Here is a 20,572-nt window from a genome sequence, read left to right on the forward strand (position 1 = left end):
GAAAGGGGGATTTTTATCATGGAATTTAAAAATGCAAATGAACTCTTAGCTCTCTGTGAAGAAAAAAATCTTCCTGTCTCAGAGATTATGCGTATCCGTGAGATTGAGTTTGGCGAAACAACCTCTGAAATTGTAAATAAAAAAATGACACGGGTACTGGAGATTATGAAAGATGCTGCTTTCTCGCCAATCAGACAGCCGATAAAATCTATGGGCGGTCTGATCGGCGGAGAAGCCAGAAAGCTGAGTCTACACGCTCAGGAGAAAAGAGGGCTCTGCGGTGAGCTGCTTCAAAAGGCGGTCACCTATGCCATGGCAACTCTGGAAACCAACGCATCCATGGGACTGATCGTAGCCTCTCCTACTGCCGGTTCTGCCGGAATCGTACCGGGATTGCTGCTGGCAATGCAGGAACATTATGATTTTTCTGACGAAGAAATTATTCAGGTATTATTTAATGCAAGTGCCATCGGATATCTGGCAATGAGAAATGCCACAGTTGCAGGTGCTGTGGGCGGATGTCAGGCTGAGGTTGGCGTTGCTTCTGCCATGGCTGCCTCTGCTGCTGTAGAGCTGATGGGTGGCACCCCAAAAGAATGTACATTCGCAGCATCTACTGTACTTATGAATATGCTGGGCCTGGTATGTGATCCGGTAGGTGGTCTGGTGGAATATCCCTGTCAGAACCGAAATGCCGCCGGTGTAGCTAACGCACTCATCGCCGCAGAGATGGCTCTCGCAGGTATCCCACAGCTTATCTCCCTGGATGAAATGATACAGACAATGTTTACAGTCGGCAAAAAAATCCCTGCCGAACTGCGTGAAACCGCAATGGGAGGATGTGCTGTCACTCAGTCTGCGTGTGAGGCATGTCATATATGCAGATAATCCACAGTCAGGCTGACATCCTGTTGAATTTCAATGTCAGCCTGATGTAAAACGCACATTCACATTTTCACCACGTCAGGCGGATATTCACAATCCGCTTCGCTGCTTACCTATAGCAATCCTCGTAAATAATGCATTCGAGAGGTTTGCCGTAATTCGATTAAAGTATGGGAATGTTTATCAATGTTCCTGATCATTCTCCCAACTTCTTCAGTAATTTCGATGTAAAGTATGTATCAAAAAACTGAACTACCGGTCCCAGTCCAAAGGCACTGACCAGTGTTCCCAGTCCTACAATTCCTCCTGCCAGCCAGCAGATTAGTGCACATAAAGCATCATTGGAAATTCTATGCCAGAAATAAGAAATCTTTGGACATCTTTCTGTCATGATCAGCGAGATACTGTCATATGGAGCTACACCCTGTCTGGATAACTGGTACATGGATACTCCCAGACTTGTTACAACGACCCCCACACAGACAGTCAAAATTCTCTGAAGCATCTGAGTCGGTTCGATACATAAAATAATATTATAAAAAAAGGAAACAACATATCCCAAAAGCAAGGCATTCACAAATGTTCCCAGACCGATCATCTTTCTTCCGAAAATAATCTCCACCACAAATATGATCATGTTGACAATGATCAGAAAGATTGGATAATCAATTCCTATTCTGTCAGACAATGCCATGACCATTCCGCTGAAAGGGTCATTTCCAAGACCGGAAAGTTTAAATATTGCAATTCCCATACCAAGGATCACATTTCCAATCAGCATTACGATCACATACTTCCAGTTTATTTTTCTGATCCATTCACTCATCTCTTTTCCTCCGTAAAATTAACTTTTTTTATCATACCAGACAGTAAAATACTTTACAATATTCTTTCTGTAAATTGTTTCCCAATATTTTAAAACTACGTTACTGTTCACTCCGTTCACAGTAACGTAGCCAAAATTCATTCCAGATTGCCTGCGGCAATGGAATTTTGGCTTGTATGTCTTGTGATTTTGGCATATTCATGCCAAAACACCTCGCGGGATAGTGGTGTGTGAACAGTTACAAAACTACTTGATTTACTCCGTGAATGTGACTATAATGAGAAAAACGTATATAGGTGTATATACACCCTTCTATACATAATAAAAACAGGAGAAAGTAATCTATGGAAAAGTTTAAAGCATTTCTCAGACGCAAAGACATCGAGATCTCCATAAAACGTTATGGAATCAATGCCCTTGGTGCCATGGCGCAGGGTCTTTTCTGTTCCCTGCTGATCGGCACGATCATCAACACACTTGGAACACAGTTTCATATTTCATTTCTGACCACTGCTGTGGCAACTGTAAACGACACCCAGTATACAGTAGGCTCTCTGGCATCTGCAATGAGTGGTCCTGCCATGGCTGTTGCCATCGGCTATGCGCTACATTGTCCGCCGTTGGTGTTGTTTTCACTGATCACTGTTGGCTTTGCATCTAACGCATTAGGCGGTGCAGGCGGACCGCTGGCTGTATTATTTGTAGCCATCTTCGCTTCCGAAATTGGAAAAGCAGTATCTAAGGAAACCAAAATTGATATTCTGGTCACTCCACTTGTCACGATCGGTGTAGGTGTTGCCCTGTCCGCGTGGTGGGCTCCGGCACTTGGAAGTGCAGCAATGAAAGTGGGAAATATTATTATGTGGGCAACCAATCTGCAGCCGTTCCTGATGGGAATCCTTGTTTCTGTATTCGTGGGTATCGCACTGACACTTCCTATCTCATCTGCCGCCATCTGCGCTGCGCTTGGCCTTACCGGACTTGCCGGAGGAGCTGCTGTTGCAGGATGCTGCGCACAGATGGTAGGTTTCGCAGTAATGTCCTTCCGTGAGAACAAATGGGGTGGTCTTGTTTCTCAGGGAATCGGAACATCCATGCTCCAGATGGGAAATATCGTAAAAAATCCACGCATCTGGATTTCACCGATCCTTACTTCTGCCATAACCGGACCTCTTGCAACCTGTCTGTTCAAACTTCAGATGAACGGTACTCCGGTTTCTTCCGGTATGGGTACCTGTGGTTTCGTAGGACAGATTGGTGTCTACACTGGATGGATGAATGATATTGCCGCAGGAACAAAAACAGCTGTCACAGGCTGGGACTGGGCCGGACTTTTGCTGATTTCCTTTATCCTGCCTGCAATCCTGTGTCCGCTCATCAACATGTTTATCCGTAAACTTGGATGGGTGAAAGACGGGGATATGACACTTGCATAAACAGCAGCCGAACGTTGCAAAATAGTTTCTGACAACAAAAATACCTGATAACGGACACTTATTTCCGTATATCAGGTATTTTTTCAGATACTTACTTTCTTTATGTAGACTTTTATATCCGCACCTCTTCATTCATATGAAGCAATGCACCCTTTGCCAGCTGATCTGCCTCTTCATTGTAATGATTGCCCGTATGAGCTGCTATTTTACAAAAAGAAATCTTTACTTTCTTTCCTGCTTCCTGCATATGGGCTGCGTATTTGCTGGTCAGTGGTGTTTTGGCTCTCCATACACCTGTTACCCATTTCTCTACCCCTTCATAATCATAGCGGATTTCCACAGCCGGATATTTGTTTTCTATGGCCCAGTTTACTGCAGTCATGGAACCAAGCATTTCTCCTGCCACATTTCGGATTGCGACTCCTGCAGGGTCACTGCCGCTTCCGGATTTGCGGACTTCCTGTCCGTCCGGTGTAAGGATCACACAGCCAAAAGCATATCTGCCAATGCTTTTCTCAAAACTTCCGTCCACATAGGCAATAACCATATTTTCAGGTACTTCTACGATTCCTGCCGCCTCTTTTGCTTTATCACCGGATACATTTCCTGCTGTCTCCATATTCAGAAAAGCCAGTGCTTCCTCTTTTTCTGTAAATCCCCGAAACTCAGCTCCTGAATATCCGCTTACTGCCTTCTGGCATTCCGCCCATGTAGTAAAAAGTCCTGTTTTATGTCCCTTGCGTACTGCATATATTTTCTTCTTTGCCATAAAATCCTCCTGAACAATCAATATTTTGACTCACATTACTTTACTATATTTTGATTAATACTATATAATCTTTCTTTCTATCAGGCAAGTTATACAATGGAAATTTCTCAAAAAAACAACGTGCAGATACATTTTTAAATCGAGATAAACTTTCAAGCCTGAAGTTATCTGTCGACTTCAATGTTTCTGCACGTTTTTTATAATAACAGATATTTTTAATCAATATCCTACCTGTAGCAATCACATAAAATACTGCATTATTCTTTATCTTATAAAGCTTTATAATACAGTTTCACAATATCCTGTTTTCTGGAGGATCTTGGGTTTACTGCGATATTTCCGCTCTTCATGGCATCATCCGCCATGGCATCAATCTTGCTTTCAATCTCCTCATCAGAAAGCTTTTCTCCCTTCTTCGCCTGGCGGATGGCTGTAGTCAGGTCTTCCGGGATTCCGATATCTTCGTTTAATTCCCGGATGGCATCCACCAGCATCAGCGGTTCGAATTCATCCTCATATGCCGGGATCGGACTGATATAATTATAAATCTTCAGATATCTGCCATGATCTGCCAACGCATTATATTCTGCGATCACGGGAAGAAGAACTGCATTTGCCACTCCATGTGCCACATTAAAGAAGGCACTTACCGGATGGCTCATGGCATGGACATTTCCAAGTCTTGCAAAGGAAAAGGCGATTCCTGCAAAGAGAGAGCCTGTAAGCATTGCTTCTGCAGCCTCCAGATCTGTACGTCTTGCCACAAAACGGCGGATATTTCCACCGATCAGTTCCATTGCTTTCTCTGCCATTGCATCAGAAAAAGGAGATGCTGCTGTGGAAACATAAGCCTCCTCCGCATGAATAAATGCATCGATTCCGCAGGCTGCTGCCACAGATGCCGGAGCAGAGGTGAGAAGCTCAGGATCCAGGATCGCATATGCAGGAAGAAGTTCATAACTGAATACCGTCAGCTTATAATCTCTGCTGTGGTCAGTGATAACAGAAAATGCCGTAACCTCTGAGCCGGTTCCCGCAGTAGTCGGGATTGCGATCAGCGGAACAATTTTTCCGGGAACCTTATGCGCCCCCTCATATTCTGTAATGCTTCCGCCATATTTAGCTGTAACTCCCACTGCCTTTGCCACATCCATAGGTGATCCGCCACCCAGTGCTACAATGAAATCTGCACCGGATTCCTTATACGCCTCTGTCGCTTTTTCTACTGTGGTAACAGATGGGTTTGCTTCCACATCTGTAAAAATATCCACTTCCATTCCGGCGTCTTTCAGATAATCCGCCGCCTTATCCACAACTCCCATTTTCCGGAGAGTTGGTCCGGAGATCAGCATTGCATGAGAGCCCCCAAGCTTTTTGGCACATTCCGGAAGCTTTGCCAGAGTACCAGCACCGACTGTAATATTCTGAGGAATAAAAAATTCAAATGGATTCATTAATTTCTGCCTCTTTTCCTGTGATTTTTCAATATCATTTAATTATATCTTTATGCCATAGAGGAAAGTACCCTGTCAATAGCCGCATCGATTACCACATCAAGCTCTTCATCATCAGCCTCCGGCATAAGACTTGCTGCATCCTCATCAGAGATCAGTTCAATAAGTTTACCAAAATCTTCTTTATATTTACGTTTACAGATTGCATAAAATACAACTCCAAGTAAGCTCCAGCCGCCTACCATGATCCATTCCTGAAATACCAGACTTCCACCGGAACCCGGAATACAGTAAACCAGAAGCATCAGCCCTGACATGACTACTGCCATAAAGCCTACAAATTTGTAGTGACCTACTTTGTAAGGTCTTGCCATATCCGGTTCCTTTTTACGAAGGATCAGGAAAGATACAGAGACCATACAGTATGCAAGACAGCATCCGAAGTTACCTGCATCACAGATCCAGACCATCATTGTTCTTCCTGCAAAAGGAGCCAGCATAGTCAGGGCACCGATCAGATACAGAGAATTAACCGGAGTTTTGTGCTTCGGATGAAGCTTTGCAAAAAACGGAGGAATCATGTAGGATTCTGCCATAGAGTACATGGCACGGGAACCGCCAAGGAGGAAGGAGTTCCATGATGTAATAATACCACACATTCCACCTACAATGATAACCTTTGCCATAACCTTTGTCCCGAAAGCCTTGGCCATGGCATCTGCCGTTACAAGTCCTGTTCCTTGCTGAGACTCAAGGATCTCTGCCGGATTCAGGATAAAACCTACTGCAAGAATCACCAGTGAGTAAAATACAACTGCCAGCACAACAGAGAGGATCATCATTTTACCGATTTTTTTCAGCGGAACATTGATTTCCTCTGCTGCCTGTGGGATAACGTCAAAACCAATAAAGAAAAATGGAGTGATAACTGCAACCTTAATAATACTTTTCATTGCTTCGCCAGTACCGTTTCCAACAAACATCTGTCCCTGAAGATTATCCACACTTCCTGTAACCACAGAAGCCACGATCAGAATAATTCCGGCACCGCCGATAATACAGGTAAGAACAGTCTGCAGAACTGCCGCAGTCTTTGCTCCATTAATGTTAATTATCATAATAAGAAAAGCAATCACAATCGCCACGATCAACCAGGATGCATAAACATCAAAGCCTGCAACTGTATAGAGATATCCTTTCAGAAATCCCGGCCACAGATAGGTGATGATTGTGGGAAATGCACATGCCTCAAAGCAGGCAACACTTACATATCCAAGAATGATCGCCCAGGTGCAGATAAAAGAACCTGTAGAGCCCATTGCCCTGTAGCTGAATACATGCTCACCACCACACTGAGGCATGGCTGCTGTAAGCTCTGCGTAAGTCAGACCTACGAAGAAGATCATGATTCCACCGATTGCAAATGCAATAGCTGCACCAAGCACACCACCGGATTCAATCCAGTTACCGGAAGAAACTACCCAGCCCCAGCCGATCATGGCGCCAAATGCAATTACAAGTATGTCCCATGCACCAAGTACTTTGTCAAATTCAGATGTTTTCTGTTCCATAGGTCAGACCTCCTTTTTTCCGTATTTTTTTGCGATCAGGTCTTCCAGATATTCTGCTGTTCCCTGAATTCCCAGAAAATCACTGTTAATAAGAATATCCCTGTTATGTCTATCACCACGGTTACTTCCTGTCAGTGCCAGATGTCTTTTATGATAACGCTTGTCTTTCTCATCCAGCAGAAGCTTTGCATCCTTTTCTGAAAGATTATGGCTTTCCATAATGTTGTGGACGCGAACATCATTAGGTGCATAAATAAATGCTCTCACCAGCTGGATTCCTTCTGTATCTTTCAGAATATAATCTGCAGACCGTCCTATAATCACACAGGCTTCTTTCTGAGCCAGCTTCCGGATAATCTGCTTCTGTACATGAATAGCGCGGTCTGTCAGATCCGCATATTTGGAAAAAGAACCTCTCACATCACCCTGTGCACCTTTACCTGCGATGGTTCCGCCTTCCTCTACTCTGTCCATAATGTCTGTAGGGATGCCTACCTCTTTAATGATCTCATCCACAAGATCACGGTCATAAAACTTAATCCCCAAATCCTGTGCGATCTTCTTACCGATGGCATTGCCCTTGGCTCCGTATTCACAGCCAATCGTAATTACCAGATGCTTCATGCTTTTCCCTCTCACACTCAAATTTTTATCAGATTCTGATATCATAAAAGGGCGCACGAATATAATTCGTGACGCCCTTGTCCTTTTACTGTATCACTCCGTTGCCGGATTTTATTTTTCCAGTGATTTAATTGTATCTTCGATGATTGCTACAGCTTTGTCGCACTCTTCTTCTGTAACAATAAGCGGTGGGATCATACGGATGATATGCGCTCCAATGGCTGTGATCAGAAGATGTCTGTCAAGGCAGCCATGTTTTACATCCACTCCGCCGATCGTATCATCAAATTCCACACCTACCAGAAGTCCCTGATGTCTTACTTCTTTTACATGAGGAAGCTTCTCAAGCTTAGCTGCAAAGTAATCGCCAACCTTCTTTGCATTTCCAGCCAGATCTCTGTCCAGAAGCTCATTCACCTCAGCCAGTGCAGCTGCACAGCTTACCGGGTGCCCACCGAATGTAGTTCCATGGGAACCTGCTGTGAAAGCTTTGGCAACCTCTGCTGTTGCACAGATAGCACCTATTGGCATTCCACCGCCCAGAGCCTTTGCCATAGATACGATATCCGGTTTGATACCATAATTCATATAGGACATAACAGCACCTGTTCTGCACCATCCTGTCTGTACCTCATCGATCAGAAGAAGCATATCGTTCTCATCACAGAATTTACGAAGTCCCTGCATGAATTCCATTGTTGCAGGATGTACACCACCCTCACCCTGTACAGGCTCAACCATGATAGCAATTGTGTTCTCTGTACATGCATCCTTGAAAGCCTGAAGGTCATTGTACGGTGCATAGGAGAAACCATAAGTCATAGGTCCGAATCCAACCTGGCATCCATTACCCGGCTGACCTGTTGCAGACATGGCACCAAAGGTTCTTCCATGGAATCCCATCTTTGCAGTTACGATATGATAACGGTTTGGACCATATTTTTCAATACCATATTTACGGGCCATTTTGATCATTGCCTCGTTAGCCTCTGTACCTGAGTTCTGATAGAAAATCTTGTCCATTCCGATTGTCTCGCAGACCTTCTCAGCAAGTAGCGCCTGCGGGATTGTGTATGGATAGTTGAATGTATGCATAATATCATCTAACTGATCCTTTGCAGCAGCTACAACCTTAGGGTTACAGTTTCCTGCGCTGTTTACTGCAATACCGGCGTAAAAATCAAGATATGGGGTTTTATTCTCATCATAAATGTACATGCCTTCTGCTGTCTCTGCAAGGAAATCAAATCTCTCATAAGTCTCGATCATGTACTTGTTTACTTTGTCCTTAATGTCCTGAAAAGTTAATCCTGTGTCTTTTAATTTCATAGCTGTGTCCTCCTGCATCCTTAAGATAATAAAAAAAGCAAAGACAAACTGACCCGTATGGGTAAGCGCCTTTGCTTAACTTTTTCTGTGTATTATTTTGTACATCCTTACAATATCACTGCCCTTATGATTTGTCAACATGTTTTTTTAAACATTTACATTTTTTTACAGAAAGCTCTGTATTCTCCTTATTGCATCTCGAATATCTTCTGCATATTCATGCGGTATTATAAAGGTTTCTCAACAATTCATAACAACACAGCCTCTTCATGAAATAGCAGACTGACAAACCATTACATACATTCTTTCTTTTCAGATGTTCATTTCCCGGTGTATCTTTTTTATCGTTTTCGTACATTATATTGCACATTTTACACTCATACTTCGGATAAAATCACCTGCTCCACTACTCAGTTCTACACTATGGCAATCCACCCATCACATAAGGTAGAATCCTGCAAACAGGATTCTCTGCCTGCGGCGAACCACTTCAGCGACAGAATTCCTCATGCAACTGTATTAATGATAATCCAGAAAGAAACAAGTACAGCAGGCTTTCTCCTTTCCTGTGTTCCGATAGACATGCTCCTGATCCGTTTCAAACTTAAACACCTGATCTCTATGGATTTCATACTTTTCGCCATGACATTCCAGCGTAAGCACACCCTCCATAACAGCCAGATATTCTCTTGTCTTCTCTCCATGGCTGCCACTGATATAAACACCACCCGGTTCCACTTCGATCCGGTACACCTCCACCAGACGGGTATCCTCATAAGGCAGACAGGTCCATACCCTGTACTGTCCTGCTACCTCCTTGGTAGGAACCAGCTCTGCCGGTGTCACCAGACAACAGTCCACCCTCGGCGGCTGTATCAACTCCTGAAACTCTATCCTCAGACCACTTGTGATCTTCCCCAGCACACCCAGAGAAGGATTGGCAGTCCCTCTCTCAATCTGAGCCAACATGCTCTTACTCACCCCCGTCTGCTCAGACACCTGATCCAGACTCATACTCTTGGATTTCCGAATCCTCTTCAGATTCACCGCCACATTATTCGATAAATAATCCATATGTCCTCTCCTTGTCAAGTGGATATTCGCAATCCGCTTCGCTACTTGCTCATAACCGAATAACTGCTCCGCAGTTTATCAGAAGGAGCTTGCACTCCTCCTGATACAAGTAAGTCCCCACCCACTGCTTATTACTCTTCGCAATTGAAGCAGGGGACTTGCTTGATTCGGTTAAACAACTGTATTATTTCTTTTTTATATCAGCAATATAAAAATCTGTCAATTACATTACTGTTCACTCCGTTCTCAGTAACGTAACCAAAATTCATTCCAGAGCATAAATTTTACAGCAATTATCCAAAACCCGGTTGACAATTTCCTCTCTCCAAATGTATAATGTAACCCAAGAAAACATTTGTCCACCCTATTCGGACAATGAATACCCCATATCAGCCAAATGCCATGACAGGGAGGAGTACACAACCCCGGGAAGCACAGAGAGAAAGCGGTCGGTGCGAGCTTTCGTGAACGAATTGTGGAAGTAGCCCCCGAGCAGTGAACCAAACCGCATATCCTGTCTGATGATCCATAGATTCGGACAGACATGCCAAGTAGGCTTCAACGTCAGTTCCACGTTACAGGAACACAGTATATCAGTACTGACAAAGTGCAGAGCCAAACTCTGAATACAGGTGGTACCGCGGAAGATTATTTTTCGCCCTGGGCAAACAAGCCCAGGGCGTTTTTTACTATATTTAGATATCAGGGTCAAAATACCTTTTGACCCTAACATCATTTACATCTGTCACATCAAACCCGCCGCCCCACACTCGGCAGAATCAGCGCAGCGCCATTCTGCCCCACCCTGTATTTACCAATACACAGCTCGGAAATTTATTTGTTTTCGGGTGCATTTGCAGGAGTCGTAGTAACTCTTAGTGCCTGGAAATCTGCGTTATTCAGAAAAATCTCACTGTCTGAGCCGCATCCGCGGCGAGTTTGAGATTTTTCTGAACGGTTTTAGCAGATTTTCAGACACTTAGAGTTACTAGACTCCGAAACCGCACCCGAAAACAAATAAATTTCTGAGCGTCCTATACACATACACAAAGGAGGTTTACCCAAATATGAAACAAATATCCGGCAACAAACTCTTAGTAAAAGCCTTAAAAGAAGAAGGCGTAGAATACCTCTTCGGCTACCCCGGCGCCTGTACCATCGACATCAGTGACGAACTCTACAAACAGGACGACGTCAAAATCATCCTCCCCCGTCACGAACAGGCCCTTGTCCACGAAGCAGACGCCTACGCCAGAACCACCGGAAAAGTCGGTGTATGTCTGGTAACCAGCGGCCCCGGCGCAACCAACCTTGTAACAGGACTTGCAACCGCCAACTATGACAGCGTACCTCTTGTATGCTTCACCGGACAGGTAGCTCGCCACCTGATCGGCAACGATGCATTCCAGGAAGTAGACATCGTAGGAATCACCAGAAGCATCACCAAATACGGCGTTACTGTCCGCAGACGTGAAGACCTTGGCAGAATTATCAAAGAAGCCTTCTACATTGCCCGCACCGGCCGTCCGGGACCTGTCCTCATCGACCTTCCAAAGGACGTCATGGCAGAACTCGGCAGCGCAGAATATCCTAAAAATGTCAACATCCGCGGTTACAAACCAAACACAGATGTCCACATCGGTCAGCTCAAACGTGCCATCAAACTTTTAAATAAAGCAAAACGTCCCTTATTCCTGGCAGGCGGCGGTGTAGTAATCTCCCGCGCCCACGAAATCTTCCGGGAAGTAGTGGAAAAGACAAAAGTACCGGTTGTCACAACCGTAATGGGAAAAGGCTCTATCCCCACAGACCATCCGCTCTACATCGGAAACCTTGGCATGCATGGTGCCTATGCAGCAAATATGGCAGTCAGCAACTGTGATCTCCTTTTCTCTATCGGAACCAGGTTCAATGACAGGATCACAGGAAAACTTCATGAATTTGCACCTCATGCACAGATTGTACACATCGATATCGACACTGCATCTATCTCCAGAAACATTCAGGTAGATATTCCTATTGTTTCAGATGCAAAAGAAGCTATCACAAAAATGAATGAATACGTTCAGGAATGCTCCACAGGCAAGTGGCTTGGTCAGATCAGCCAGTGGAAAGAAGAACATCCGCTGAAAATGCGTCCAAACGATGTTTTAAGCCCAATGGATATCCTGAAAGAAATCAATGAGCAGTTCGAAAACAGCATTATCGTTACAGACGTAGGCCAACACCAGATGCTTGTTTCCCAGTATGCAGAAATTACAGAAGGCAAGCAGATGATCATGTCCGGCGGTCTGGGAACCATGGGCTATGGTCTTCCGGGCGGTATCGGAGCCAAAATCGGAAATCCTGACAGACCTGTCATCGTTATCTCCGGTGACGGCGGTGTGCAGATGAATATCCAGGAGCTCGCAACTGCAGTTCTGGAAGAGCTTCCGGTCATTCTGTGCATCTTTAACAATGAGTATCTTGGAATGGTACGCCAGTGGCAGAAACTCTTCTACGGTAAACGCTACGCCATGACCAACCTGCGCGCCGGAGCACTTTCCCGCCGCACAGAAGGTATGGAATATCCACAGTACACACCGGATTTCATTAAACTTGCAGAAAGCTATCGCGCAAAGGGAATCCGCGTTACAAAGAAAGAAGAAATCGCAGCCGCCTTCAAAGAAGCAAAGAAAAATACAAAAGCACCTACAGTAATCGAATTTATCATTGACCCAGAAGAAATGGTCTACCCGATGATCAAACCGGGCGGAACTCTGGAAGATATGATCATGGATTGTTAGGCAGGAGGAAAGATTATTATGGATAAAGGAATGAAAAAAAGATGGATTTCTCTCTATGTTGAGAACCAGGTAGGTGTTCTGTCCAAAATCTCCGGACTTTTCTCCGGAAAAAGCTACAATCTGGACAGTCTTACTGTAGGAACCACCGAGGACCCCACAGTATCCCGAATGACTATCGCAACAGTCAGCGATGATGAAACCTTTGAACAGATCAAAAAACAGTTAAACCGCATGATCGAGGTTATCAAGGTAATTGACTTCACAGATGTATTTGTCAGAATGAAAGAAATTCTCTACATCAAGGTTTTCAACTGCTCCAGGGAAGATAAAGCAGAACTGTTTCAGATCGCCGAAACCTTCAAGGCAAAGGTCATTGACTACGGCAAAGACAGTCTGCTCCTGGAATTTGTCCAGACAGCAACCAAGAATGACGCAGTAGTGAAACTGATCAAGGAAGAATTTCACAGAATTGAAGTCGTACGTGGAGGAAGTGTAGGAATCGAATCTATCAGTATGATGGAACGATAAAACTTTTTCTGAAATTTTTATAAAGGGAGGATTGTCGCATTATTCTTAATGCTCAGTCCTCCCTTTACTTACTGTTCTTCTGTCTTTTCGTTTTTCATCTGTGCTTTCGCTTTTCGCCCAATCCGTGTATTGCTGTTCATAATACTGGCACGGGTGATCTTATCATTTCCAAATTTCATCCGGATCTCATCCATAGCTGCATCCAGCTTTCTGCGACGTTCTTTATTTTCTGTATCTTCAAACAGAGACATCTGTTCATAAGTGCCATCTGTAAGGCCTGTCAGTGCCACACCAATCAGACGTAGCGGCTGTCCTTTCCAGAATTCTTTAAAAAGTCTTGTAGCATTTATATAAATTTCATCTGTAAGATCTGTAGCATTTTCCAGCTTTGTCTGGTGTGAACGGTTTCTGAAATCCAAAGTACGGAAAGTCACGGAAATACAGTTGCATTTCTTATCTTTTCTGCGCATTCTGGTTGCCAGAACATCACACTGCTCCAAAAGTATGGGAAACACCTGCTCTATGGAAGTAATATCATCGTTAAAAGTAGTTTCCACGCTGAAACCTTTTGCCTCATCAGGCACTGCTTTTACAGGGGAATCATCAATACCTCTGGCATATTGCCATAGCTGATGTCCCGTTTTTTCCCCAAGCCAGTACTGCACATTGGATGCACTTTCTCTTGCCAGATCACCGATGGTACGGATCCCCTGATTCAGAAGCTTCTGCTCGGAAGCTTTTCCCAGAAACAGCAGATTACGGATAGGAAGAGGCCACATTTTCTCCGGGATTTCATCCGGGAACAGAGTGTGTACTCTGTCCGGCTTCTGAAAATCTGATGCCATCTTTGCCAAAAGCTTATTGGTAGAAATTCCTACATTTACCGTAAATCCCAGCTCTCTGTGAATCTTGTCTTTCAGCTCATGAGCAGCAGCTACAGGGTCAGGATAGATCAGAGAAGTACCTGTCATATCCAGAAATACCTCATCAATGGAAAAAGATTCCATCACAGGTGCAAAAGAAGCACAGATTGCTTTAAATGCCCTGGAACATTTATCGTATAATTCAAAATCACTGGGAACGATCACCAGCTTGGGACATTTCCGAAGAGCCATGGCTACTGGCTCGCCGGTCTGGATCCCGTATTTTTTTGCAGGGATAGATTTGGCAACCACGATACCTGTCCGTTTCTTTGGATCTCCTCCTACACAGGAAGGAATTTCTCTGAGATCCGGCAGCCCCTGGCTCACCCTTCTGGCTGATTCCCAGGAAAGAAATGCACTGTTTACATCAATATGAAAAATTAATCGTTCCGTACTTTTCACTGTTCTTCCTCCTCTGCATCACAGCCTCACCTGAATCTGCTGCCTGTTCTTCTCCCTGAATGCCCTGGGAGTCATATGGTATCTTTCCTTAAGTACCCGGTGAAAATAACTGTTATTCTCGTATCCCACTGCTGCAATAATGTCACTGATGGCCAGATCCGTGTCACACATCAGCTCTACGGATTTATTCAAACGTTTCCTTTGAAGCAGTTCCTTGAAATTAAAGCCTGTGGTTTTCTTGATCATCTTGCTGAGCACATGCATGGGCAGATGAAACAGTTCACACAACTCAGTAAGCGTTGCAGTTTTGTATTTCTGCTCTATATAGTCCAGAGTTGTCATGGAAATCATGTTTTCGTACTGATTTGGCACACGCATTTCCACATACTGTACAGAATCCACCAAATACAGAAAGATCAGTCCCATAGTTGTCTGGTTAATCCGGTTATTTTCCCCTTTTCCAGTCACCAGAGAATAGATCATATTCTCCAGCAAATTCTGGATCTGCAGAACCTCTGAAACTTTAAAATACAGGTATTGTCCTCTCTCCTCATCCTGTCGGAGAATATTTACCAGAAAATCTGCCAGCACATTATTTCGCCCTGCCATGGAATAAGCCACATCAAAAAATTCTGGAAGGATCATAAAATTAATGGCAATATCATTCTCCCCTGCAGGCAGAAGCTCATGTCTGGTATACTGGTTGAGAAACAAAAGTTCACCTTTTCCAACCACTACTTTCTTGCCGTCTATAATATTGGTGACAGAGCCCTCGCATACATAAAGCACCTCAATAAAATTATGTCTGTGAACCGGAAAATGAATAAACCTGGTGTGAGTCCGTACAGTAATCAGCTTTCCCTCATCCAGCATCTTTCTGCTGTCTACAATGAAATCCCTGCCTGAGGTATATAACTCCTTATCCACCTCTGCTCTTCCATCCAGGATTTTCTGCTCTTCCTCTGTGATTTTCTTTAAATGATCTAATAATTCCTGCTGCATGGATTCCACCTTCTGTATCTTTCACAATAATCTGTAAATTCTGTTCCTCACTGCAATTCACAGATATCAGGTCAGGAACAACATAGTTTTTTTTCAAACACACTCTAATCTCATTATATACGATTCATTTTTTTCATACAACCACAAAAAAGAAACCTGACAATCTGCCAGGTTTCTTTTTGAATATGTGTTTTACATGATTCCACTTTCATGGAGAAATTTTATTATCTTGTAACAATATCTACCGGTACATTGAAGATCTTTGCAACCTTCAGGATTGTATCAATATGTCTTCCTGTAGCAGCTGCCATATGATGTGTTGGGCCTGCTTCACTCCAGCGGTTTACAAATTCTCTTGCACCGCAGGTGAAACGTGTTCTCATATTTGTGTCGCCAAAAGAAAGGATTTTACCTTCTTCATTTACGCCTTCAGCGACAACAAACCTGAAGTGTCCGTCTGCATCCTGTGTGATTGCCAGATAAGTAACAGGACCTGTATATGGATAGAACTGTGTCAGATATCCGCCACCTGTCTTACCGTGGAATACTTTTACGATCTTCATGGTTGGCTTCTTATCAGAGATATCAGCATCACCACTTCCGGAATGACCGATAATACAGATATCATCATTGAAGTCAATGGAGTACATCTCAGAAAGCTGTCCTGTTCCTGAAATGGTCTTTAAGATACTCATTGCCATGGCAACCTTCATATCCCCTTCTACAGCGCAGGCTGTACCCTGTTTGATCAGCATGGAAAATGCCGGGATCAGCATACTGTCCAGAACTCCTGCTTTACCCTGTGCAAATCCATCATAATGGGAAGCGATCATTCCAAGATACTCATCTTTTACCCATTTCTCAAATGCTACCACATATTTCGCCATATCCCATACTTTCTCAATTGTTCCGCCGCCTTCGATCTCAAAGGTATCCAGAATTTCCTGAGCTTTTGCACGGATAGCATCCTCATCTGTAATATCATCAGCAATGGCCCACATTTTCTCCCAGTCAAACTGTTTTGTATACAGGAACATTCTGTTGTACAGATTTGTCTCATCAATATAGAAATCCATCATACCCGGATACGGTCTTCCAATCTGTGCGATATTAGTATCACGGAATCTTCTTCTTACCCGAGCAGCCTTACACCAGTCTTCGATTTCTGCCTGAACTCCAGGATCTCCACCTTCTACAACACCTGTGATCACCGCGTGTCTCTTGCCTGCTCTCTCCAGGTCTGCCACAGCTTCGCCTACTGCACCGCATGCATACCCCTCTCCTAACCAGGAGGCAATATCAGTGTGGTCATAATCCAAGGCTTTCAGCTTCTGCACATTCACCAGAACAACCGGTACATCCAGGTCACGGACTGCCGGAAGCATGTTATAGGATGTGGCATAGGTAAGCATCTGAAGAAATACCAGATCAACATCAGCTGCACGGAACTTGTTCCCTGCTTCCATTGCCTGTTCCTTTGTAGTTACCATTCCACCGTCAATAATCTCTACTGTATCCGGGATTGTTTTCTTAAATGCTGCATACTGTGACTCAAATTCCGGTACCAGTGACGGGAACTGAGGCAGATATGCACCTAAAGCGATAGAAAATACACCAACTTTTGCCTTTGTGTTTACTAACATAATATGATTCCTCCTGTTTTCAGAGCGGGGTTTGATTATGCAGTCTGCATTCCTGCTCTTTTATGCTTTATATACCTTAATACCAAAGGACTCATGAATGGTAGTTCTTGCTTCTTCAATGGTTTTGAACTCCTGGGCCTTCAGTATCTGTGCTGTAATATTTCCGATTGCAGTAGCCTCTCCGGGACCTGCATGGATTTCTTTCTTTGTAGCCTTTGCAGTCAGTTCATTTAAGTAGCCTGCATTGGAACCACCGCCTACAATGTGAATACAGCTGTAGGTTCTGCCGGTCATCTCTTCCAGCTCTCTGGCTGTCTTTGCATAACATTCTGCAAGGCTTGTATAGATAACAGTGGCAACCTCGCCCAGTGTCTCCGGTACCTTCTGTCCGGTTCTGCGGCAGTAATCCTTTACCTCCTCAGTCATGTTCTCAGGGGAAAGGAAGCATTCATCATTAGCATCTACCCTGGACGGGAAGTCCTTGGCTTCCTCTGCCATCTCACAGATCTGTGCGAAACTGTATGCGTCATTTACCTCATGACGTACAGACTGGATCATCCACAGTCCCATAATATTCTTCAGGTAACGGAAACGTCCTGCGTATCCGCCCTCGTTTGTAAAGTTCATCTCGCAGCTCTTCTCTGAACAGTCAGCTTCTTTTCTCTCAATACCCATCAGTGACCAGGTACCAGAGCTGATATAAATAAAATCGTCGTCATTTGTCGGAACTGCCAGTACTGCAGAGCCTGTATCATGTGTTGCAGGTGCCACTACCTCCAGGTCAAAACCAACCTCTTCTTTGATCTTGTCTGTAAGGTGTCCGATGCTGGTACCAGGCATGATCAGCTTCTGGAAAATTTTCTTTGGATATCCAAGCATATCGATCAGCTCATAATCTCTGTCCTTTGTAGTCGGGCATACCAGCTGTCCTGTTGTTGCCTCTGTGTATTCACAGGTCTTCTCTCCTGTGAGCAGGAAATGGAAATAGTCCGGTACATGGAGAAGTGTTTCTGCCTGCTCCAGATATTCCGGATGTTTCTTCTTTACTGCCATCAGCTGATAAACAGTGTTAAAGATTGCTTTCTGAATACCGGTTCTGGCATAAAGGTCTTTCAGGGAAATTGTCTTATAGACTTCTTCGTCCATTCCTTCTGTACGGTGATCACGATATCCTACTGTATTTCCAAGAACATTATCGTCTTTGTCCAGAAGTACGAAGTCAACACCCCAGGTGTCTACGCCCATGCTTACAGGAAGTTTGCCGATCTCTTTACATTTCTTCAGACCATTTACAACCTCTTTAAAAAGGCGGTCAAATTCCCAACAGAGTTCTCCGTCTTTCTTTACCATTCCATTTTCAAAACGATAGATTTCTTCCAGAACCATTTTTCCGTTTTCCATATGTCCAAGAATGTGACGTCCGCTGGATGCTCCGATATCTACTGCTAAATAATAAGCTGCCATTTTAAATCCTCCTCAATATATGAATTGCGCTCTTCATATCTGATGATTTCATTTTACCCTGATCTGCTCTCCAGGGTAAGAACCTCGTTTGTCCAAAAAAGTGTCTTTATTTGCATCATCTTGTCTGAGCTGTTACTGTATTTATATTTGTTTGATTTCACTCTGCTATCAGAGTTTTGAACAACAACGCCGCACTTGCCATACGGCAGTGCGGCGTCTGTATTTCGCTACCGGTCACATTGTTCCCGGTAACTTTTTTTACTTAATTCTAAGGATTCATTTCCTTTCGATATATACTTATCGATTAGTCATAAAGGTTAGGAGCGATTTCTTCGCTGTCCATATTTGTGGAATCATACCAGTATCCAGTTCAGCCTCCAGCCATTCATAAGAGAATTCCGGGAATGTCTGATGTTTGAAATTTTTCCATGTTACTCCTTTCTCATGAAGTAACTGTCCACACATAAGCAAACAGTGCTATCGCTGTCATTAATCAGCAATAAGCCCCATGTTTTCATATAGTTCCATTATACCTTATCATTTTCCCGAAGCCAACGTAATCCAACATGTATCAGCCGTTTATTTGTGTTGTTTTTTATTTGATTTTTGTTGTATTTCAGTTGTTTTTATTTTGTTTCCTCATTGACATTTAAATCCTCATCTGTCATACTTGAATATAACGAATGTACCATCAAACAGCAGCTTTGCATCTTCCGTAAGGCTCTTATCATATATAGAAACCGCTCTGGAAAGGAGACAAACAATGTATCTTTCTGACATCCACACACATTCTATCGCCAGCGGTCACGGAACCACCTGTACCATCTCTGACATGGCAAAAGCAGCCAGCAAAAAAGGACTGAAACTCCTTGGGATTTCTGACCACGGCCCGGGAACTCTGGCTTCCGGAACTTCTTCTTATTTCAGAAGCCTTCCTTTTTATCCCAGAAAAAGATTCGGCATAGATATTCTTTACGGAGTTGAACTAAACATCCTGGACAGTGCAGGACATACAGATCTGTCAGATGAACTGCTGAACAACCTGGATTACGCTATCATCAGTATGCATCAGCAGAACTACCGTTCAGGCTCTGTATCTCAGAATACAGAAGCTTACATCAACGCAATGAAACATCCTGCTGTAAAAATACTCGGCCACTGCGACGATACACATTTCCCTGTAGATTATGAAACGCTGGCAAGAGCAGCTTTACGGGAAAATGTTATTTTTGAAATAAACGAAGCTTCCCTTGCACCCGGAGGATATCGGGGAGACACAAGAGCCAATGCCGCCAGAATCCTGTATCTCTGTCAGAAATATCAGCTTCCTGTTATTTTGTCCAGCGACAGCCACGGAAAAGAACATGTTGGAGATTTCACCTATGCCGAAGAATTCGTTCACCAGCTCATGTTTCCGGAAACTCTTATCCTTAACAACCAGCTTCCCAAATTAAAAGTTTTCCTTCAGACACGTTAAAAGAATGTTCCTCAAAGGGACATTCTTTTATTTTATGCATTGTTTTTTGCATTGTGTTATTTTGTTTATTTTCTATAATTTCTTGTCAAAAAGACGACATTTTAGTACATTTTAATTAACAAAACTCACTTAACCATTTACATATCTCGTGATAGATCAGTCTTACTGCAGGAACCACCGAGGATCCTACAGTATCCCGAATGACTATTGCAACAGTCAGCGATGATAAAACCTTTGAACAGATCAAAAAACAGTTAAACCGCATGATCGAGGTTATCAAGGTAATCGACTTCACAGATGTATTTGTCAGAATGAAAGAAATTCTCTACATCAAGGTTTTCAACTGCTCCAGGGAAGATAAAGCAGAACTGTTTCAGAT

At 43.6% G+C, this 20,572-nt stretch carries 17 protein-coding genes, 1 pseudogene and 1 other annotated feature; of the genes and pseudogenes, 6 read left to right on the forward strand and 12 right to left on the reverse strand.

Annotated features, from left to right (window positions below):
• Positions 1-18 precede the first annotated feature (18 nt).
• Positions 19-888, forward strand: a complete 870-nt coding sequence (sdaAA, locus tag G4417_RS10435; protein ID WP_173683374.1) for an L-serine ammonia-lyase, iron-sulfur-dependent, subunit alpha — start codon at positions 19-21, stop codon at positions 886-888.
• Between the two features lie 193 nt (positions 889-1,081).
• Here sdaAA and G4417_RS10440 read toward each other — a convergent pair whose 3' ends face one another.
• Positions 1,082-1,711 (reverse strand): YczE/YyaS/YitT family protein, encoded by a 630-nt coding sequence (locus G4417_RS10440; protein ID WP_173683373.1) that lies wholly within the window; start codon positions 1,709-1,711, stop codon positions 1,082-1,084.
• 344 nt (positions 1,712-2,055) lie between these two features.
• Here G4417_RS10440 and G4417_RS10445 point away from each other — a divergent pair, with 344 nt between their 5' ends.
• Positions 2,056-3,147: a PTS transporter subunit IIC gene (locus G4417_RS10445; protein ID WP_173683372.1), complete on the forward strand. Its 1,092-nt coding sequence runs from the start codon at positions 2,056-2,058 to the stop codon at positions 3,145-3,147.
• Between the two features lie 112 nt (positions 3,148-3,259).
• Here G4417_RS10445 and G4417_RS10450 read toward each other — a convergent pair whose 3' ends face one another.
• From G4417_RS10450 to G4417_RS10475, 6 genes are all read right to left on the reverse strand, one after another.
• A complete protein-coding gene (locus G4417_RS10450) occupies positions 3,260-3,916 on the reverse strand; it encodes a viroplasmin family protein (protein WP_173683371.1) in 657 nt (218 codons plus the stop codon).
• Between the two features lie 269 nt (positions 3,917-4,185).
• Positions 4,186-5,370: an iron-containing alcohol dehydrogenase gene (locus G4417_RS10455; protein ID WP_173683370.1), complete on the reverse strand. Its 1,185-nt coding sequence runs from the start codon at positions 5,368-5,370 to the stop codon at positions 4,186-4,188.
• Positions 5,371-5,420: 50 nt separating this feature from the next.
• Complete coding sequence (locus G4417_RS10460; protein WP_173683369.1) at positions 5,421-6,941, reverse strand: APC family permease; 1,521 nt, start codon at positions 6,939-6,941, stop codon at positions 5,421-5,423.
• Positions 6,942-6,944: 3 nt separating this feature from the next.
• Positions 6,945-7,565 carry a cytidylate kinase-like family protein gene (locus G4417_RS10465; protein ID WP_173683368.1) on the reverse strand — a complete coding sequence of 207 codons (621 nt, stop codon included), beginning with the start codon at positions 7,563-7,565 and terminating at the stop codon, positions 6,945-6,947.
• A gap of 111 nt (positions 7,566-7,676) precedes the next feature.
• Positions 7,677-8,894, reverse strand: coding sequence for an aspartate aminotransferase family protein (locus G4417_RS10470; RefSeq protein WP_008706795.1), 1,218 nt, complete (start codon positions 8,892-8,894; stop codon positions 7,677-7,679).
• Between the two features lie 519 nt (positions 8,895-9,413).
• Entirely contained in the window at positions 9,414-9,968 is a 555-nt protein-coding gene (locus tag G4417_RS10475) for a helix-turn-helix domain-containing protein (RefSeq protein WP_008706796.1), read from the reverse strand.
• A 393-nt stretch (positions 9,969-10,361) separates the two neighbouring features.
• Positions 10,362-10,634: a binding site (T-box leader), on the forward strand.
• Positions 10,635-11,035: 401 nt separating this feature from the next.
• Between G4417_RS10475 and ilvB the strand changes: the two genes are divergently transcribed.
• A complete protein-coding gene (gene ilvB / locus G4417_RS10480) occupies positions 11,036-12,754 on the forward strand; it encodes a biosynthetic-type acetolactate synthase large subunit (RefSeq protein WP_008706797.1) in 1,719 nt (572 codons plus the stop codon).
• Between the two features lie 18 nt (positions 12,755-12,772).
• A complete protein-coding gene (gene ilvN, locus G4417_RS10485; protein ID WP_008706798.1) occupies positions 12,773-13,282 on the forward strand; it encodes an acetolactate synthase small subunit in 510 nt (169 codons plus the stop codon).
• A gap of 68 nt (positions 13,283-13,350) precedes the next feature.
• On the opposite strand, the gene G4417_RS10490 is transcribed toward ilvN (G4417_RS10485), so the two are convergent.
• From G4417_RS10490 to G4417_RS10510, 5 genes are all read right to left on the reverse strand, one after another.
• A complete protein-coding gene (locus tag G4417_RS10490) occupies positions 13,351-14,607 on the reverse strand; it encodes a DNA polymerase Y family protein (RefSeq protein WP_173683367.1) in 1,257 nt (418 codons plus the stop codon).
• Positions 14,608-14,625: 18 nt separating this feature from the next.
• On the reverse strand, positions 14,626-15,609 hold the full coding sequence (locus G4417_RS10495) for an AraC family transcriptional regulator (protein WP_173683366.1): 984 nt from the start codon (positions 15,607-15,609) through the stop codon (positions 14,626-14,628).
• Positions 15,610-15,833: 224 nt separating this feature from the next.
• The gene (locus tag G4417_RS10500) at positions 15,834-17,252 is read right to left on the reverse strand and encodes an arabinose isomerase (RefSeq protein WP_173683365.1); all 1,419 of its coding nucleotides are present in this window, start codon (positions 17,250-17,252) and stop codon (positions 15,834-15,836) included.
• 60 nt (positions 17,253-17,312) lie between these two features.
• Complete coding sequence (gene rhaB / locus G4417_RS10505) at positions 17,313-18,716, reverse strand: rhamnulokinase (RefSeq protein WP_173683364.1); 1,404 nt, start codon at positions 18,714-18,716, stop codon at positions 17,313-17,315.
• A gap of 297 nt (positions 18,717-19,013) precedes the next feature.
• A complete protein-coding gene (locus G4417_RS10510; protein ID WP_173717687.1) occupies positions 19,014-19,181 on the reverse strand; it encodes a hypothetical protein in 168 nt (55 codons plus the stop codon).
• A 298-nt stretch (positions 19,182-19,479) separates the two neighbouring features.
• Here G4417_RS10510 and G4417_RS10515 point away from each other — a divergent pair, with 298 nt between their 5' ends.
• A complete protein-coding gene (locus G4417_RS10515) occupies positions 19,480-20,193 on the forward strand; it encodes a phosphatase (protein WP_173683363.1) in 714 nt (237 codons plus the stop codon).
• Between the two features lie 158 nt (positions 20,194-20,351).
• Positions 20,352-20,572 (forward strand): annotated as a pseudogene (gene ilvN / locus G4417_RS17550) (acetolactate synthase small subunit); the annotation flags it as partial.

Source organism: Blautia wexlerae (assembly GCF_013300825.1).
In the GTDB taxonomy this organism is placed as follows: domain Bacteria; phylum Bacillota; class Clostridia; order Lachnospirales; family Lachnospiraceae; genus Blautia_A; species Blautia_A wexlerae_B.

What these genes read in the sequence shown, in the direction of transcription:
- sdaAA (WP_173683374.1), top strand. Translation starts at nt 19, where the DNA reads ATGGAATTTAAAAATGCAAATGAACTCTTAGCTCTCTGTGAAGAAAAA.
- G4417_RS10440 (WP_173683373.1), bottom strand. Translation starts at nt 1,711, where the DNA reads ATGAGTGAATGGATCAGAAAAATAAACTGGAAGTATGTGATCGTAATG.
- G4417_RS10445 (WP_173683372.1), top strand. Translation starts at nt 2,056, where the DNA reads ATGGAAAAGTTTAAAGCATTTCTCAGACGCAAAGACATCGAGATCTCC.
- G4417_RS10450 (WP_173683371.1), bottom strand. Translation starts at nt 3,916, where the DNA reads ATGGCAAAGAAGAAAATATATGCAGTACGCAAGGGACATAAAACAGGA.
- G4417_RS10455 (WP_173683370.1), bottom strand. Translation starts at nt 5,370, where the DNA reads ATGAATCCATTTGAATTTTTTATTCCTCAGAATATTACAGTCGGTGCT.
- G4417_RS10460 (WP_173683369.1), bottom strand. Translation starts at nt 6,941, where the DNA reads ATGGAACAGAAAACATCTGAATTTGACAAAGTACTTGGTGCATGGGAC.
- G4417_RS10465 (WP_173683368.1), bottom strand. Translation starts at nt 7,565, where the DNA reads ATGAAGCATCTGGTAATTACGATTGGCTGTGAATACGGAGCCAAGGGC.
- G4417_RS10470 (WP_008706795.1), bottom strand. Translation starts at nt 8,894, where the DNA reads ATGAAATTAAAAGACACAGGATTAACTTTTCAGGACATTAAGGACAAA.
- G4417_RS10475 (WP_008706796.1), bottom strand. Translation starts at nt 9,968, where the DNA reads ATGGATTATTTATCGAATAATGTGGCGGTGAATCTGAAGAGGATTCGG.
- ilvB (WP_008706797.1), top strand. Translation starts at nt 11,036, where the DNA reads ATGAAACAAATATCCGGCAACAAACTCTTAGTAAAAGCCTTAAAAGAA.
- ilvN (WP_008706798.1), top strand. Translation starts at nt 12,773, where the DNA reads ATGGATAAAGGAATGAAAAAAAGATGGATTTCTCTCTATGTTGAGAAC.
- G4417_RS10495 (WP_173683366.1), bottom strand. Translation starts at nt 15,609, where the DNA reads ATGCAGCAGGAATTATTAGATCATTTAAAGAAAATCACAGAGGAAGAG.
- G4417_RS10500 (WP_173683365.1), bottom strand. Translation starts at nt 17,252, where the DNA reads ATGTTAGTAAACACAAAGGCAAAAGTTGGTGTATTTTCTATCGCTTTA.
- rhaB (WP_173683364.1), bottom strand. Translation starts at nt 18,716, where the DNA reads ATGGCAGCTTATTATTTAGCAGTAGATATCGGAGCATCCAGCGGACGT.
- G4417_RS10510 (WP_173717687.1), bottom strand. Translation starts at nt 19,181, where the DNA reads ATGTGTGGACAGTTACTTCATGAGAAAGGAGTAACATGGAAAAATTTC.
- G4417_RS10515 (WP_173683363.1), top strand. Translation starts at nt 19,480, where the DNA reads ATGTATCTTTCTGACATCCACACACATTCTATCGCCAGCGGTCACGGA.